At 45.3% G+C, this 18,091-nt stretch carries 14 protein-coding genes; 13 read left to right on the top strand and 1 reads right to left on the bottom strand.

Features of this window, described 5'->3' with window-relative positions:
• Positions 1 to 456 precede the first annotated feature (456 nt).
• Genes spt through GO493_RS26075 form a run of 10 tightly spaced genes read left to right on the top strand, consistent with a single transcriptional unit; the run spans position 457 to position 11,439 of the window.
• Positions 457 to 1,662 (top strand): serine palmitoyltransferase, encoded by a 1,206-nt coding sequence (gene spt / locus GO493_RS26030; RefSeq protein WP_157309167.1) that lies wholly within the window; start codon positions 457 to 459, stop codon positions 1,660 to 1,662.
• Positions 1,663 to 2,841 (top strand): hypothetical protein, encoded by a 1,179-nt coding sequence (locus GO493_RS26035; protein WP_198315831.1) that lies wholly within the window; start codon positions 1,663 to 1,665, stop codon positions 2,839 to 2,841. It begins immediately after the preceding gene.
• Entirely contained in the window at positions 2,838 to 3,821 is a 984-nt protein-coding gene (locus GO493_RS26040) for an NAD-dependent epimerase/dehydratase family protein (protein WP_157309168.1), read from the top strand. Before GO493_RS26035 ends, GO493_RS26040 begins: the two co-directional genes overlap by 4 nt.
• 37 nt (positions 3,822 to 3,858) lie before the next feature.
• A complete protein-coding gene (locus GO493_RS26045; RefSeq protein WP_157309169.1) occupies positions 3,859 to 5,181 on the top strand; it encodes an inositol-3-phosphate synthase in 1,323 nt (440 codons plus the stop codon).
• Positions 5,178 to 5,642, top strand: a complete 465-nt coding sequence (locus GO493_RS26050) for a phosphatidylglycerophosphatase A family protein (RefSeq protein ID WP_157309170.1) — start codon at positions 5,178 to 5,180, stop codon at positions 5,640 to 5,642. Before GO493_RS26045 ends, GO493_RS26050 begins: the two co-directional genes overlap by 4 nt.
• A complete protein-coding gene (locus tag GO493_RS26055; protein WP_157309171.1) occupies positions 5,639 to 6,010 on the top strand; it encodes a GtrA family protein in 372 nt (123 codons plus the stop codon). Before GO493_RS26050 ends, GO493_RS26055 begins: the two co-directional genes overlap by 4 nt.
• A 9-nt stretch (positions 6,011 to 6,019) precedes the next feature.
• Positions 6,020 to 8,566, top strand: coding sequence for a DUF5686 and carboxypeptidase-like regulatory domain-containing protein (locus GO493_RS26060; protein ID WP_157309172.1), 2,547 nt, complete (start codon positions 6,020 to 6,022; stop codon positions 8,564 to 8,566).
• 11 nt (positions 8,567 to 8,577) lie between these two features.
• Complete coding sequence (locus GO493_RS26065) at positions 8,578 to 9,843, top strand: DUF4833 domain-containing protein (RefSeq protein ID WP_157309173.1); 1,266 nt, start codon at positions 8,578 to 8,580, stop codon at positions 9,841 to 9,843.
• A gap of 24 nt (positions 9,844 to 9,867) precedes the next feature.
• Positions 9,868 to 10,485 (top strand): sterol desaturase family protein, encoded by a 618-nt coding sequence (locus GO493_RS26070; RefSeq protein WP_157309174.1) that lies wholly within the window; start codon positions 9,868 to 9,870, stop codon positions 10,483 to 10,485.
• Positions 10,486 to 10,491: 6 nt separating this feature from the next.
• A complete protein-coding gene (locus GO493_RS26075; protein WP_157309175.1) occupies positions 10,492 to 11,439 on the top strand; it encodes a phosphatase PAP2 family protein in 948 nt (315 codons plus the stop codon).
• Here the strand turns inward: GO493_RS26075 and GO493_RS26080 are convergent.
• Entirely contained in the window at positions 11,436 to 12,641 is a 1,206-nt protein-coding gene (locus GO493_RS26080) for a tetratricopeptide repeat protein (RefSeq protein WP_157309176.1), read from the bottom strand. The genes GO493_RS26075 and GO493_RS26080 overlap by 4 nt on opposite strands.
• 270 nt (positions 12,642 to 12,911) lie before the next feature.
• Between GO493_RS26080 and GO493_RS26085 the strand changes: the two genes are divergently transcribed.
• The 3 genes from GO493_RS26085 to GO493_RS26095 all read left to right on the top strand — a co-directional run bounded on the left by GO493_RS26085 (position 12,912) and on the right by GO493_RS26095 (position 17,706).
• Positions 12,912 to 15,569 (top strand): glycosyl hydrolase, encoded by a 2,658-nt coding sequence (locus GO493_RS26085; RefSeq protein ID WP_198315832.1) that lies wholly within the window; start codon positions 12,912 to 12,914, stop codon positions 15,567 to 15,569.
• A gap of 82 nt (positions 15,570 to 15,651) precedes the next feature.
• Positions 15,652 to 16,344, top strand: a complete 693-nt coding sequence (locus GO493_RS26090; protein ID WP_157309178.1) for a sulfite oxidase-like oxidoreductase — start codon at positions 15,652 to 15,654, stop codon at positions 16,342 to 16,344.
• A 228-nt stretch (positions 16,345 to 16,572) separates the two neighbouring features.
• Positions 16,573 to 17,706 (top strand): RpnC/YadD family protein, encoded by a 1,134-nt coding sequence (locus tag GO493_RS26095; RefSeq protein WP_198315833.1) that lies wholly within the window; start codon positions 16,573 to 16,575, stop codon positions 17,704 to 17,706.
• Positions 17,707 to 18,091: the final 385 nt, after the last annotated feature.

Below are 18,091 nucleotides of genomic sequence, written 5' to 3' on the forward strand. Positions count from 1 at the left end.
TTTTTTGATTTTAATTGAATTTTTTTCCTAATTTGGTGCCATTATTTTAGATTCTGTGTGTGTTTGAAGCTGGTTAACGCCTTAAACCACAACCTTTCATATCGTCACATTGTTTGATTATGTCCCTGATTTTTCTGTTTAAACCGCAACTAGCATACTGTTTAAGTAATTGAATCTATTAATAAATGACGCGCGTATATTTTATGTGCATTGTATTTATTTGAATTACAATTAATATTGCAATTGAATTATTTAAACATGGCTTGTCTGCAGGTTAAATTCCTCAAAGGGGATACAGGGGCTGAATATACCTCTCACACTTTATCTGCAACAATTTTAGTAGTTCATAACCTATAAATACTAAGATCAGAATATGGAACATGTTTTGATCGGGTTAGCGCTATGCCTTCCAGGAGTAGGCACAGCTTATTACAACAGCTTAAGAAGATATCACAGATGAGCAAAATGTTACGTGCGAAGATGGCTGCATTAGCGAGAGTTAACAGCATCAAGGAAAAGGGAATCTATCCCTATTTCAGACCTATTTCATCTTCCCAGGACACGGAAGTAGACATTGACGGTAAAAAAGTGTTAATGTTTGGGTCTAACTCTTATCTCGGGTTGACAAATCATCCCCGGGTAAAAGAAGCAGCCATACGCGCCGTTGAGAAATATGGTACCGGTTGTGCCGGTTCCAGGTTCCTGAACGGTACATTGGACCTTCATATTGAACTGGAACAGCGCCTTGCAGAATTTGTGGGCAAGGAAGCTGCGCTTGTATTCAGTACAGGTTTCCAGTCAAACCTGGGTGCTTTGTCCAGTCTGACTGGCCGTAACGACTATATTATCCTGGACGAGCTTGACCATGCTTCTCTCATAGATGGCAGCAGGTTGTCTTTCTCCAAGGTAGTAAAGTACCGTCATAATAATATGGAAGACCTGGAGGCAAAACTGCAGGCTATGCCGCAATCGTCTGTACGACTGATAGCTATAGACGGTGTGTTCAGTATGGAGGGCGATATTGCCCGCCTGCCTGAGATCGTGGCACTGGCAGATGCTTATGGAGCCAATATCATGGTAGACGATGCGCATGGACTGGGGGTAATTGGCGTAAATGGTGCCGGTACTGCCTCGCACTTTGGTCTGACCGATAAGGTAGATGTGATCATGGGTACCTTCAGTAAGTCTTTCGCCTCTCTGGGAGGATTTATTGCAGGGGACAAAGAGATCATCGAATACCTGAAGCACTATGCACGCCCGTTAGTATTCAGTGCCAGTATGACGCCTGCCGCCGTAGCCAGCGTAATTGCCACTCTGGACATTATGCAGACCGAGCCGGAGCATATTCAGCGTCTCTGGGACAATACCAACTATGCACGTACGCTGTTAAAAGAAGCCGGTTTCGATACAGGATCTGTATCTGAAACTCCGATCATACCTATCTATATCAGGAGTGAAGACAACGTGTTCCGTGTTACACGCATGCTGCAGGAAGAAGGGCTCTTCGTGAACCCGGTAGTTCCTCCCGCTGTACAGCCGGATGCTACGTTGATCAGGTTCTCCCTGATGGCCACACACACTTTCAGCCAGATTGAAACTGCTGTGGATAAGTTGACTGAGGCTTTCACTCGTGCAGGCGTTCCTTTAAAGCAAAAAATATAAATGGAAACATTGCAAACATCCCAGCAATCAGCGCAAGCGCCATTAGTTTCCGGTGCGCCGGCAACTATTCAACCAGTTACAAATAAAAAGCAGCTGGCACAGTTTATTGATTTTCCCCATGACCTGTACCGAAATGACAAGAATTATGTGCCAGAACTGTTTATAGCTCAGCGGGATATGTTGACGCCTGGAAAGCACCCTTTCCATGAGCATTCAGAAGTGCAATTGTTCCTCGCTTTCAGGGATGGAAAGATTGTAGGAAGGATAGCTGCTATCAACAACAGGAACCATAACGCATTCAATAACACCCAGGATGGATTTTTCGGGTTCTATGAGTGTATCAATGATAAAGTAGTAAGCCGGCAGCTGTTTGATACAGCTGAGAAATGGCTGAGAGAACGTAACCTGAAGACCATCATCGGTCCGGTGAACTTCTCTACAAATGAAACCTGCGGTATGCTTGTACAGGGGTTTGATGGTCCGCCGGTAATAATGATGCCGTACAACAGGCCGGATTATAACCTCCTTGTAGCTGATGCCGGGCTGACTGAGAAAGTGACCCTGCTGGCTTATAAGATCACACCGGAAAACCTGGAAGACAGGCCTTACCGGATGCTGACCGCGCTGAAGGAAAGGCTGGCTAAAAAGAACTTCGTGATCCGCAATATAAATGTGAAGAAGTTTGATGAGGAAGTAGCGAAGATCAGAGAAGTTTATAATGCCGCGTGGAGCAAGAACCTGGGATTTGTGCCAATGACCACCAACGAGTTCAATCACCTGGCCAAAGACCTGAAAATGGTAATGGACCCCGATCTGTGCCATGTGGCAGAGCAGGATGGAAAGCTTGTAGGATTTTCACTGGCGCTTCCTGACCTTAATCAGATACTGATCAAGATCAAAAAAGGACGCTTATTGCCAACAGGCATTTTCAAGCTGCTGCTCAATAAAAAGAAAGTAAACGGGATCCGTATACTCACACTGGGTGTAACGGAACCTTATCGTAAACTGGGTATTGAAGCCTGCTTTTATGGAGAAGTGATCCGTATAGGCCGCGAAAAAGGTCTGAAATACGCAGAGGCATCCTGGATTCTTGATCATAACGAAATGATGAATAACGCGTTGATCAATATCAACGCAGATCCGTACAGAAAGTACCGGATTTACGAAAAAGCATTATGAAACCCCGAATATTGATAACAGGCGCAAGTGGGTTTGTTGGGTATCATCTTGTAGAAGCAGCGCTGGAAGCAGGAATGGAAGTACATGCAGCCGTAAGGGCATCCAGCAGCATCGACCATCTGAAGCATCTTGATGTGCAGTTTGTGTCGCCGGATCTTTCAAATAAGGATAAGTTGCGTGAGCTTCTGGCTCAACACCAATATGATTATATCCTTCATGGAGCAGGGATTACCAAAGCCAGGACGGCTGACGAATATAACCGGGTAAATGCAGTTTATACGCAGAACCTGGCGGCAGCAGCCCTGGAAGCGGGAATCCCCCTGAAGAAATTCGTATTTATCAGTAGTCTGGCCTCAATGGGACCAATTGCCTATAATGCCGGAGGGGCCTGCCCCGATGGTGTAAATCCGGCCCCGGTCACCCAATACGGACGCAGTAAACTACTGGCAGAACAATATCTTCAGGCATTGCCCGGGCTACCCTGGGTAATTTTAAGGCCCACAGCAGTATATGGGCCGAGGGAACGGGACCTTTTCGTTTTGTTCCGGACCCTCAAACGGGGCCTTGAACCATATATGGGACGAAACCCTCAGTGGCTGAGTTTCGTATATGTAAAGGACCTGGCGAAAGCAGCCATACTGGCGCTGACGAAACCAGTTAAAGGCACAGGGTATAACATTTCCGACGGAAACATTTACGATCGTTATGCCCTGGCTAACATTACAAAGCAGATCCTACAACTGCGCACTTTCAGATTCTATATGCCCCTATCAGTCATTAAGCTGGTTGCTGCCATCTCGGAAGCAATGAGCAAAGGGGCGCCGTTGCTGAACAAAGACAAGATCTTTGAGCTGACGGCAGAGAACTGGAATTGCAACATTGACCAACTAAAAATTGATCTGGGATACCAGCCCGCTTATGACCTTGAAAAGGGGATGAAGGAAACGCTGGAATGGTATACCGTAAATAAATGGTTATAGGATTTTGTTAAAAACGAAAATAAAGTCTCACATTTTTATGAAACATCAAATTAAAGAAGCAAAAGGGAAGCTGGGTGTGCTGATGCCAGGCCTCGGAGCGGTGGCCACCACGTTCATTGCCGGTGTAGCATCTATCAGGAAGGGGTTGTCAAAACCAATTGGTTCGGTGACACAGATGGGTAGTATTCGTTTGGGAAAGAGAACTGAAAACAGAAATCCGAAGATAAAAGACTTCGTATCCCTGGCCAGCCTGGATGACCTGGTATTTGGCGGATGGGATGTTTACGAAGACAACGTATATACCGCTGCTGTTAAGGCGGAAGTACTGGATAGGTTCATGCTGGAAGCTATCAGACCCGAATTGGAAGCTATCGTACCAATGAAAGCAGCGTTCGATAAGAACTTTGTGAAGAACCTGGATGGTACACATATCAAAGAAGGCAACCGTTATGAGCAGGCACAGGCCGTAATGGAAGATATAAAGAACTTTAAGGAAAAGAACGGTTGCGACCGTGTAGTAATGGTATGGTGCGGTTCTACCGAGATCTACCATGAACCAGCCGAGGTGCACATGTCACTGGCCGCTTTTGAAAAAGGTCTGAAAGATAACGATCCCCGCATCGCTCCCAGCATGATCTATGCTTACGCAGCCATCAAGCTGGGTGTGCCTTATGCAAACGGAGCGCCTAACCTGACCTGCGACATCCCGGCCCTGACAGAACTGGCTAAACAGACCAAGACCCCTATCGGTGGTAAGGACTTTAAAACCGGTCAGACGTTGATGAAAACCATCCTGGCCCCAGGTTTGCATGCACGTGCCCTGGGTATGGAAGGCTGGTTCTCTACCAACATCCTGGGTAACCGCGACGGATGGGTACTGGACGATCCGGATAACTTCAAAACCAAAGAAGTGTCCAAACTGGGCGTACTGGAAGACATCCTGCACCCGGACGAGAATCCGGAACTGTACGGCGACCTCTACCACAAGATCAGGATCAACTACTATCCTCCACGCAAGGACAATAAAGAAAGCTGGGATAACATCGATATCCTGGGCTGGATGGGCTATAAAATGCAGATCAAGGTGAACTTCCTGTGCCGTGACTCTATCCTGGCCGCACCTATCGTACTTGACCTGGCCCTGTTTATTGACTTTGCGAAACGTGCAGGTATGAGTGGTATCCAGGAATGGCTGTCATTCTACTTCAAATCGCCACAGACAGCTCCGGGCCTGCGTCCTGAGCACGACATATTCAAACAGCTCATCAAGCTGGAGAACACTCTCCGTTACCTGATGGGCGAGGACCTGATCACGCATCTGGGACTGGATTATTACGAAGGAATCCTGGAGGCACAATGATAAGAGTCCATAAGTTAATAGCTACCAGCCTGGGCATAGGCTACATCGGTAAGGGCGGAGGAACGGTCGCGGCGGCCGTTGCAGCGCTCTGCTGGTACCTCGTACTGGCTGGTAGCCATGTTTCAGCAATATGGCCGCTGTTCTTTACAATAGCGGTCACCTTGCTGGGGTGCTGGTCCGGCACCATTGTAGAACCTTACTGGGGTAAAGATGATAAAAAGGTGGTGATAGATGAAGTAGCAGGTATGTGCGTAAGCCTTTTATTCCTCCCTGTAAAGCCTCTGTATGTACTGCTGGGATTGGTGCTGTTCCGTTTCTTTGATATTGTAAAGCCATTGTTCATACGCCGTACTGAACAATTACCAGGTGGAACCGGTGTGATGATGGATGATGTACTGGCAGGAATATACACTAACCTGCTCTTACAGATTGTGTTTTACTGTAACCTGTTGCCCGGATGATTAAATTTCTGAAAGCGCAGGCATCCTCCCTGATAGGAACAGGAATGGACTTCCTGGTAGCGATCCTGCTGTCAGAAGCTGCCGGAGGCTGGTATGTTGGCGCGAATATGGCAGGTACACTTGCAGGTGGGATCACAAATTTCGCAATCAACAGATGGTGGGTTTTTAAAAAGGAAAAAGAAAAGATCGTTGGACAGGCATTCAGATATGGTATAACATGGGTGGGGAACCTGCTGTTGAATGCGGCAGGAGTATGGACAGTGCTACACTATACTCATCTTCACTATGTAGTGGCTAAAGTAGTAGTAGCATTATTGATTGGTTTCACATACAGCTATGCCATGCAAAAGCGGTTTGTTTTTAAATGAGTTTGATAGATGAACGGTAGTAAAAAAATAGGTATTGGTATTTTATTGTTGCTCTCGATAGGCTTTCATTCAGCTCTTGCGCAAAGTACAACAGTGAAAGGGCTGGTTACAGATAGTAAAACCGGTGCTCCCTTACCTTTTGTTAACGTATTTTTACCAGGTACCCAGACCGGTACTGCTACTGATGCAGCCGGCAGGTACGAATTAAAGTTTGACAGCCCGAAAGATAGTATCCGTTTCGCTTTTCTCGGCTATAAAGATGTTAATGTCCGTATACAACGGGGAAAAGAACAAGTAAAGAATGTCAGCCTGGAGAGCACTGCCAAAAATCTCTCCGAGGTGGTGGTGAAACGCAGAAGAGAACGTTACCGTAATAAAGATAATCCGGCAGTTGAACTGATCCGCCTGGTGATAGATAATAAATCCAAGAACAGGATGGAACATTACGATTACTCTTCTTATAACCAGTATGAGAAACTGGAGTTTGCACTCAGCAATCTCTCAGATAAGATACGTAATGGCCGCCTCACGCGTAAGTATAAGTTCATTTTCGATAACCAGGATACTACCAAAATGGAAGGCCGCTCCCTGCTGCCTATCTACCTGGAGGAAAAGCTGTCTGACGTATATTACCGCAGGGATCCTGAAAAGAAACGTACTATCGTCACGGCAGATAAGAAAGTAAGCTTTGAGAATTATATTGATAACCGTGGCCTGAGCGCTTACCTGAACCATATTTATCAGGATGTGGAGATTTATGACAACAACATGATGTTGTTCACCAACCAGTTTCTCAGTCCTATAGCCGGTACAGCACCAACTTTCTATAAGTATTATATAGCGGATACCATCACCACTGCTTCCAATGAGAAGCTGATTGAGCTGGAATTCTATCCCCGTAATAAAACAGATCTGCTGTTACAGGGTAAACTGTATATCACCCTGGATGGCAACTATGCAGTACAGAAAGCAGACCTTACTGCCAATAAGGAAATTAACCTGAACTGGGTGCGCGACTTCCATCTGTACCTCGATTTCGAAAAGACTGCTGACGGGCGCTACTTTATGAATAAAAGTACCCTTATGGCAGACTTCGGGATCTTTAAAGGCAGCAGCGGTATCTACGGTGAACGTACCGTGTCTCTGAAAGACATGAAGATCAACCAGCCTATGCCGGAGGCATTCTATAATGGCCCGAGACTGGTAGAAAACGTAGAGACAACAGCTAAACCAGATAGCTTCTGGGTACAGCACCGTCATGATACGCTTACTACAGCAGAAACAAAAGTATACGGGAACATAGACAGCCTGCAGCGCATGAAATCCTTCAGGAGAACGATGGATATTGCCACCTTGCTGCTGGCTGGTTTTAAAAGCTTTGGTCCGGTAGAGGTAGGCCCGGTAAATACTTTCTACAGCTTCAATGATGTTGAAGGGTTCCGTCTGAGGGTAGGGGGACGTACCACACCTAAGTTCAACAAGAGCATATACCTGGAAAGCTATGCAGCATACGGTTTTAAGGATGAGAAATGGAAATACTATTTTGGCGGTGCATATGCGTTCAATAAAGTATCCATTTATGACTGGCCAATAAAAGCTATCCGCGCCAATTACCAGCATGATACCAAAATACCGGGTCAGGAACTGCAGTTTGTACAGGAAGATAACTTCCTCCTGTCCTTCAAACGTGGTAACAACGATAAATGGCTGTATAACGACATCTATAACCTGAACTTCCTGCATGAGTTTGAGAACCACTTCTCTTACCAGGTAGGTTTCAAACACTGGCAGCAAACACCTGCAGGCAGCCTTAGCTACTACAAGGGCCCTACCCTGACAGACAGTGTACGTAAACTGACTACGGCAGAGTTCTCACTGGAGCTAAGATGGGCGCCTCATGAACAGTTCTACCAGGGTAAGAACTTCAGGATACCCATCCCGAACAAATACCCGGTCTTTACACTGAGAGCTATTGCTGGTGTAAAGGATGTATTCAAAAGCGGCTATAATTACCAGAACATTACCCTCAACATCTATAAGATGGTATACCTCTCCTCACTGGGGTATAGCGAGGTAGTGTTGGAAGGCGGTTACATTTTCGGGAAAGCGCCCTATCCGCTGCTTACAATACACAGGGCCAACCAGACCTATGCGTACCAGTTAAACTCCTTCAACATGATGAACTTCATGGAGTTTGTGAGCGATCACTACGCCAGCCTGGCCATTGACCATAACTTTAACGGTTTTATTTTTAATAAGATACCTTTGTTCAAGAAATTAAAACTGAGAGAGGTAGTGGCTGTGAAAATGCTCTACGGCGGACTCAGGTCTGAGAATGACCCGAACCAGAACCCGGAAAGCATACAGTTCTCAAAATATGCGGACGGCCGTTCCTTCTCATATACTCTGAGCAAAGAACCTTACATAGAAGGTAGTATTGGTATTGCGAACATATTTAAGATCATCAGAGTGGATATGGTGAAGCGTTTTACGTATCTTGATAACCCCCTGGTGGCAAAATGGGGTATCAGGACCCGTTTCAAATTTGATTTTTAATTCTATTGACCATGAACAAGCGATTCAGAGATAAACTGCAGCAAGCTATTTACCTGGTCATCAATCCATTGGTGAAAGGGTTGATAAAGCTGGGTCTTACCCCAAACGCCGTAACCCTGATAGGCTTCCTGCTAAATATAGGCGTTGTGATAATTTTCGTGAAAGGGGTAGAAGTAGGGAACAGGGGAGATCTGTCTTATGTGGGCTGGGCAGGAGCGCTGATCCTCTTTGCCGGACTATTTGATATGCTGGACGGACAAGTAGCCCGCCTGGGTAATATGGGCTCCCGTTTTGGCGCCCTGTTTGATTCGGTACTGGACCGTTACAGCGAAATGGTGCTCTTCTTCGGTATCTGTTATTACCTGATAGGACATCATTATTTCCTTAGTTCCATATTTGCCTTTATAGCGCTGATAGGCTCTATGATGGTAAGTTATACAAGGGCCAGGGCAGAGGGTCTGGGCATTGAATGTAAAGGAGGCCTCATGCAGCGCCCGGAAAGAATAGTGATCATTTCCGTTTCTGCCATTGCATGCGGCGTCACCGCCCATTTTATAGGAGGTGATTATAAGCTGTATGTTCCCGGCATACCGTTCCATATATTCGAAACCATCTCCATCTTCACCTTTCCCCTGTTTATCATGGCTATCATGACAAACATCACGGCTGTAGGCCGTTTGAGGGATGCAAAGAAGGCTATGGACAAACAGGACCAGGTAACAAGAGTGATCCGCAGCGCTACTACCACTCCGGTTATTGCGTTGCTGCTGGCAGTATTACCCTCCCTTGCATGGGCAGGCAACAGTAATGAACCGGTATTTCCCGTGCCACATACTCCCAATATGCTGTTCTATATGCAGCGTACGCCTAATGCCAACACTATTATCTATGACCTGAACCTGAAGAAAGACGGCTCGCTGAATGAAAGTGAACCGGTAAATATCTACTGGATCAGGTATACGGAGAATAACGAGAAGAAAGGGCTAAATTACATCCAGCGTAAATTCGCCTATGGGTTAAAAATAAAACAGCTGGAAAAAGATAAATACGAACTGCGATCGGTAGCTTATGACAAGAAAAAGATGTACCTGATGAAAGCAGCTGAAGGCGGTGGTTATCATATCTACACCCAGATAGGACAGACCATGGCCATCCTGAACCGTATTTATCTGCAGATAGAAGGTGGAACGTTCTGGTTCCCCAACGTAGTTTATATTGAAATGAAGGGAATTGACCCTGCCACCGGTAAAGAGATCAAGGAGCAGTTCAAACCCTAAGAAAAGGACACAAATCACTGAAGAATGAAAAAGCAATATGTTTCCAACGCAAAGGAGTCAGTGCCTATGTTTAATAACAAGCTCATGGAAGCGTTGTCAAAGGTACATTTCAGCGTACCATTGATCATCTATATACCTGTTATACTTTATTCCTGTTACTATGCCATGTTTGAGATCGGTAATAACATGTTGACACTGCTGCTCACAATAGCAGGCGGTATCCTGTTCTGGTCATTGGTAGAGTATGTATTGCACAGGTTCGTATTCCATTTTGAGCCTACTTCAGAATGGGGTAAGAAGATACACTTCATTTTCCATGGAGTACATCATGATTATCCCAATGATGTATTGCGACTTGTTATGCCGCCTTCTGTAAGCATCCCGCTGGCAATAGGGTTCTATTTCCTTTTCAGAGCGCTGGTACCCGGATTTTACCTCTATGGTTTCTTTGCCGGTTTTGTGGCAGGCTACCTGTTTTACGATATTTCGCACTATGCACTTCATCACCTGAACTTTAAAAACGCGTTCTGGAAGAAGTTAAAAAAACATCACATGATGCATCATTACTCTGATGCAACTAAGGGTTATGGCGTCAGCTCTGCTCTGTGGGACAAGGTGTTTGGATCGGATTTTACAAAGTAGAGTTTTATGAGTGTCCATATCCCGGCTAAGCCTACAACTGCTTTCTTTAATAGGCGGAATTTGCTGGTTACAACAATAATAAGCGTAGGCTATCTGCTGCTGTCGGCATTACTGGTTGGTTTTAAAACCGACCAGTTATGGCTGCTTGCCATCTTCAACGGATGTTATTATGGTTCCCGTATTTCCAGGAAATTTATCCTGGGCTTTTCCGTGTTTGTTATTTACTGGATATTATTTGACTATCAGAAGGCCCTACCCAACTACATGGTAAGCGCGGTGCATATCAAAGATCTTTATGATGCCGAGAAGTCATTGTTTGGTGTAATGGTAGACGGCGTTAAGCTGACGCCTAACGAGTTCTGGCTGCATCATAAAAATGCCTTTCTGGACGTGCTGACAGGTGCTTTCTACCTTTGCTGGGTACCTGTGCCGCTGGCATTTGCTTGTTACATGTTCTTTAAAGACAGGCTGGGTTTCCTCCATTTCATATGTACGTTCCTGTTCGTGAATTTCATAGGATGGATAGGGTACTATACGTATCCTGCAGCACCACCATGGTATGTACAGCTACATGGTTTTGATTTCCAGGCAAATACACCCGGCCATATAGCCGGATTGATAGGATTTGACAACTACTTTAACGTCACTGTGTTCCAGTCACTATATGCCAAAGGCTCCAACGTATTTGCAGCTATGCCTTCCCTTCACTCAGCCTATCCGCTGATAGTATTCTTTTATGCCAGGAAACATACACATCCTGTCTTCATTACCCTGTTCGGTATTATTACTGCAGGTATCTGGTTTGCAGCAGTATACACCAGCCACCATTATGTACTGGACGTAACAGCAGGTATTCTCTGCGCACTGATAGGATATCTGTTATATAAAAGGGTATTGATGAAAACCGGCTGGTATAAAAGGTTCATAGAGCGGTTTTATGCAGCTATTGCTTAAGATGCGGTATTGAGGCGCATCAGCAGCTGATCTACTTCATCGCCGTAATTGCGGGAAAAACGATAACGTTTTGCCTGTAGCAGCATTTCCCTGGCCCCGGCATCATTCTTCTCTTTCAGGTTGAGCAGCGCCAGGTTCCTGTAGGCATAAGCGTTCCCCTTGTTGAATTCAAGAGACTTTATGATCAGTTCTTTTGCAGCAGGCAGAAAGCCCAGGTGCATTAACACATAGCCCTTGTTGTTATAAGCATAAGCGCATTCTTCATCATATGCAATGGCCTGGTCAAAATAGGAAATGGCCTCTATATACTGCCGCATATTAATGCATTCAAAGCCAATACTGTTCAGCAATTCAGCCGACCCCGGGTTTAAGGAAAGGGCATGCGCATACAGGTGCTGTGCCCAGGCATGATTGCCCAGCTCACTGAAGCAATGGGCCATTTCTGCAATAACCCCGGTATGGGCGGGATGATATTTATGCACTTTCTCATAATATAATAACGCCTTCTTGAATTTCCTTTCCACTCTCCAGGTAATGCCTGTGAGCCAGAGTGCGCTCACATGATCAGGCTGCATTTGCAGTACCTGCCCGCAAAGTGCCCTGCATTTTTCTATCTCATTGTATTGAAGTAAGGTCTGGGCCTCCCGGAAATACCTGTCTGCATATTTTTTCTTTTGCTCCTTTGTGTAGAATAATCTGAGCAGAGGCAGAAGAAAAGGAATACGGGATGACCTGATGCGGGGACTACGGAAAGGAATATCTGCAGTAATACCCCTTTGTTGTCTTACCTGTTCAAGATAGGTCTCAAAAACGATACCGAGCTGCTGGAATTTATACTGGCATCGGTTTTCTATGCTGAGAAGGGAGAGAATGATGTGCTGTGGATGCAATTGTTTATCGCCCAGCTTTTTCTGGTAATAAGCTGCATTTTCCAGCATACGTTCTGCCTCAGGCATAATGTTCACTTTAGGCCGTGAGCCAGAAGGCACAGAAATGCCGGGATGCTTTTCCCAGTCCAGTACATTAAGCCATGCGATCAGTTTTTCCCTGTCAGTATGTTCTATGGCAATGTCGTTAGCGTAAGAGTCCAGTATACCCAGAAGGATCATCTGACTGTCTATGTAAAAAAGTTTCCTCTCCAGGCTGAAATTCCTGGCATAGGCAAATGCTGTCTTCAGTTCATAGGACGACGTTAAAAGCATCAGCAATAGGTTATATACAATATCAAATTTATATTATTTATGGCAGTCTGCCAGCTATCAATTTACCCTCATTCAGTGCGCTGTCATTTCATTATATCTAAATAACTATATTTGTTGTCCCATCTCTTTTATACCCCTGATGGGCCAATTGAGAGCATCATTTTATTTCCAGAACCCAAATTGAAATCCACTATGAAAAAAATTAGACCCTTCTTAACCCGGTCAATTTCGTGTCAAAAGCACATTTATTTAGTTGTAATGTTATTGTTAATGAAAGGGTTAGCCTATGCCCAGGTTTCCGGAGGAAATATGGAGGATAGTTCCTTATGGAATGTTTACCAGTTAGGAGGTGCTTCCCAGGCGGCATACCAGTTCAATTATACCGGTCAGACACCGGTGGCAGGTAGTGGGGGCTGTTTGCGTATTACCGCTTTCCAGGGCACAAATGTCCTTTTCTGGCAGCCTTTGCGTCTGATAGCGGGAAAGACCTATACCGTGAACGGCGCTTTCAGGACCGGCAATGTGGCTAATTTCTGGGGAGAGCTATACCTCAGTACCATTGCCCCCGTGGCTGGCAGGGATTATTCACCTAACGGCAACGGAGACGTAATCAGGGGATTTTCTACCTGGGTGGGATGCGGCCCTGATACAGATGGCACCTTTCTCCAGTATGCCTGCTCCGGGAAACGGATCTATACCATACCGGGAACAGCGGGTGATAGTGTGACCATCTACTTTGCCTTTAAAACCGGCTCTACCGCGTCTCCGCTGCCTGCTCCCCTGGAAGTGCTGGTAGACGATCTCAGTACTGTAATGCTGAAAGACTGGGTGCTGTTATCAACAACAGACGGGGTGATAGATACTGCCACTACCCGGGTAACAAACGTATCTCCCGGCCAGACGGTAGAGGCATTCCGCAGCGGACTGCATGTGGCGCCTACTGCCACTATGGATATTGTAGGCATTACAGGTGGTGTGAGTATTGCGATGCAGGATACCACCCTGCTGACAGATACTATGGCTGTAAAAGTAAAAGGATTGAATGGCACCACGATATACCCCGTAGTATTAAGGGAAATAAGTGCGCAGGCAACAGTATTGGCCGTAACAGGAGGGATAGTAGACCCTGTGAAAGCAAGGGTACTCTACCCGCGGAACGGGAGAGTGGTGCAGCTGGCTTCAGCACTGCAGGTTTCTGAACATGCGTCTTTTAAGATACTGAAAGAAGACAGTACACTGGCCGGAGCACTGGATACTATCAATAACCAGATGCGGATAGTGGTGACGGCAGAGAATGGCGATACCGGCGTTTACAGAGTGAAAAAATTGCCGTTTCCCATCCCCGTTCAGACAAAAAACAACTATTCCGACACCTTGCCTGCAATATACAACCAGGTATGGACAGTAGGAGGCAGCAGCCAGATCGTCATAACAGGGACAACGGAGCCGCTAAAAGGCAGTTTGCTGAACCTGGTGTCTGATGATGTCTGGTTGTATTTCCCGGCTGTAAAACCGGCTGTTTTCTACGAAAGCTATTTATCACAGCTCATGGTGAACGGCAACGCCGCCGTGGCAGATGAAAATATCCGTGTGGAGCAGTACCTTCAGGGTACAATGGTGATCAGTCAGTCTTCCACTTACCAGCCGCTGGAAGTATTTACAGGAGAACAGTGTACAGGTCTTTCCCTGAAAACTTCTCTTTACACTTACTACCGTTCTGCAGAACTGGGTACGCTGAATGATAATATCAGGTCATTCCGCCTGAAGAAAGGGTATATGGCAACATTTGCCCGGGATGAACTGGGAACAGGTTTCAGCAGGGTATATGTAGCAGACAGGGAAGACCTGGTAGTAGATACACTGCCTGCAGGATTACACGGCAATGTATCTTTTGTAAGAGTGATCCCATGGAGATGGGTAAGCAAGAAGGGATGGACCAGCGGCCGCCCGTCGGCAGAGGCACTGAATTGTTCCTGGCAGTATGACTGGGATAACGTAGCTACCTCCGGATGGAATGTGGAATATATTCCTATGCGTCATAACCGCTGGTGGAACTCTTATGAGAATATCAACAGTAAGAGGAAAAGTACGCATGCGCTGGGCTTTAATGAACCGGAGCGTACAGACCAGGCTAATATGACGGTAGATGTAGCCATCTCCCAATGGCCGGAGCTGCTGAAGTCAGGGTTGAGGTTGGGTTCTCCCGCACCTTCTGACGGCGGGCTGTCATGGCTGTACCAGTTTATTGATAAATGTGATTCACTGAATTACAGAGTTGACTTTGTAGCTATGCACTGGTACCTGGGAGGTCAGTCGCCACAACAATTCTATAACCGGCTGAAAGCAGTACATGACCGTACAAAAAGGCCTATCTGGATCACAGAGTGGAATAACGGCGCTAACTGGACCTGTTGTAAACCAACCTATCCGCAGCAGGCAGAAGCTATTGCCGCTTTCCTGCATATGCTGGACACTACCAGTTTTGTGGAGAGATATTCTCTGTACGAATGGGTGGAAGATACACGTCATATGTTCTATAAAGCGCCCACATTGCTGACGCCTGCCGGTGAAGTATATCGTGATAAGGTCTCTCCGATGGCATATAATGAGGACCAGGCCTATGTGCCTTCCTACCGTGCGCCGTCGGCCGCAAGAATGGCGGTTGTGGAAGAAGAGGAAGATGGTACGGATGTGGTAACAGTTACACCGAACCCTGCTACTACTCAGGTGGTGATAGGATTAGGGAAAACATATTCACAGGGGGCACTGGTCACATTAACCGATCTGAATGGGAAAGTAGTGCATACTGCAAGAGTAGCTGGCAGCAGGTACGTAATACCGCTGGACAGGATGACGCCCGGTATGTATGTGGTAAGGATCAGTAACGGGGCACAGCTGACAGTAAGGAAGGTCATCAAACAACCTTAATTACCATGGTTAACTTTTAGTTGGTCTTCTTTTCGAAAAATGCTTTCACCGCCGGTGAAAGCATTTTTCATACCTTCAATGTATGGAAGAATCAGAAAAACTCAGGAGAATTGTAGAGGCCCGTATGAAGCTGAAATCCCGCTTTGAAGAGAAGATGCGGCTCACACCTTCTGTTGCAGACAGTAAGCCAATGGGCTCAGGCAAACCTAACCGGCATGGTATGCCTGTGTTGCCTGCAGGACAGATCATTACAAGGAAATGGCCTGTACTGGACCTCGGTATTGAGCCGGAAATACCCCTGGATGAATGGCGGCTTATAATAGATGGTGCTGTAGAACATCCGGTTGAACTGACCTGGGAAGATTTTATGGCATTACCGCAAACAGAAGATACGTCAGACTTCCATTGTGTAACGACCTGGTCCAAACTGGATATGAACTGGAAAGGAGTGAGACTGCTGGATCTTGCTGCCTTGGTGCAACCGGAAGAACAGGCTACGCATATTCTTTGTTACGGGTATGATGATTACACCACCAATGTTTCTCTTGAAGAAGCCCTGAAACCGGACGTATTGCTGGTACATACCGTAGAAGGAGCGCCGCTGCCGCGGGAGCATGGCGGGCCGGTGAGAATGATCACTCGGCAGTTGTATGCCTGGAAAGGATCTAAATGGATAAGAAGGATAGAATTTCTGAAAGAGAATAAATTAGGCTTCTGGGAGGAACGCGGTTATTCCAACACAGCGTATCCCTGGAGGAATGACAGGTATAGCTGAATTGTAACGTATAACGGTATACGCTTCTGAAATTAAAAGAGGTGTCTCATTATTTTGAGGCACCTCTTTTTATTCAATGTATCATTTTAATAAAAATCCGGAGATGTTTTGTTTATTATTATTTTATGATGTAAACTTGTAATTATATAGGATTCCTACCTTTTTTGTTCTGGCATTTAACTCCCTTTTTTATTTAACAAAGTTTATTAATCCATTGAATTGTTGACTATGGCGCAACAGGAAGATACACTCTGGAAGGGAGTACTGGAGGAAGTATTTGAAGATTTTATACGCTTTCTCCATCCGCAGGCAGATAATATATTTGACTTTACACGAGGTATTACTTTTCTGGATAAGGAGCTATCACAGCTATATCCTGATGAAAAGAACAGATATTCATCCAGATTGGTTGATAAGCTGGCGAAGATTTATACACGTGATGGTAAAGAAGAATGGGTACTGATCCATGTGGAAGTGCAGGGCGCATTCGAAAAAGACTTTGCATTGCGGATGTTCACCTATTATTACAGGATACTCGACAAGTACCAGCGGCGGATCTCCGCATGTGCCATTCTTACAGAACCTATTCAAAAAGCCAGGCCTGATACATATGAACAGGAATTTATGGGCACAAGCGTCCGTTATCAGTTTAAAGTTTATAAGATAGCTGAACAGGATGAAAAGGAATTACAGGCGTCTGATAATCTTTTTGCACTGGTTGTGCTGATAGCGAAATCTAAGTTTTTTGGCAGGCATATCAGTAATGAGACAGAGAGAGACAAAGCGTTATTGGCATTTAAGCGGGAGTTGCTGACAGAATTGAGACGAAGGGCAATTCCTGAAAATAAAACCAAGGCACTAATGGCATTCCTGAGAAATTATATTGCTTTTGAAAATGAGGAGAACAATAAAATTTTTGATAACGAAATAAAAAAAAGTAAAACTATGGGCGTTGATGACTTTATAAGAGAAAGCTTCAGGCTGGAGGCAATAAGAGTAAAAAGAAAGATGAGAAAAGAGGCGAGAGCAGAAGGACGAAAGGAAGGCAGAGAAGAAGGTAGGGTAGAAGGCAGAGAAGAAGGCAGAGAAGAAGGTAGGGTAGAAGGTAGGGTAGAAGGTAGGGTAGAAGGTAGAGAAGAAGGTAGAGAAGAAGGTAGGGTAGAAGGTAGAGAAGAAGGTAGAGAAGAAGGTAGGAGGGCCAGGGACATAGTGCATGTCCGGAACCTCTTAGCTGCCACAGACCACAGTGATGAAATGATTGCAGAACTTATGGAAGTACCACTTGGCTTTGTCAGGGACGTACACAAAGACATGAAAGAAAAATCAAAAACCAACCATCACAACTCAGAGGCTGCTAGCTAGTGCAGCCTCTTTTTATTCAAAATTGTTTGATTTATACAACTATTACTGTGTTATGTGTAATAAATAAGCCTCTGAGCCATCGTAAATTTGCATTATTCAATAAAAGGGATCAACAGGACAGTAGCACAAAAAAAAGAGACACGAGATGGGATTTAATATAAGTAGTTTGGCGATCCCTAAAGGAAGGATAACATTGAACAATGTTATCCTTCTTTAAAGATAATAGCATAAAGTTCATGCTACATAAACAGTAGACAGGGGTGTGTAAAATAAACTGTGTCAATAAAACTTAAGTACTTAACAGGCCTCGTTACTGAATGATATTTTTTCTGATGCAGCGGGGCATTGATCCCAAAGGTCCAAAAAATATCATTCAGTAACGAGG

Source organism: Chitinophaga tropicalis (genome assembly GCF_009758205.1).
Classification (GTDB): domain Bacteria; phylum Bacteroidota; class Bacteroidia; order Chitinophagales; family Chitinophagaceae; genus Chitinophaga; species Chitinophaga tropicalis.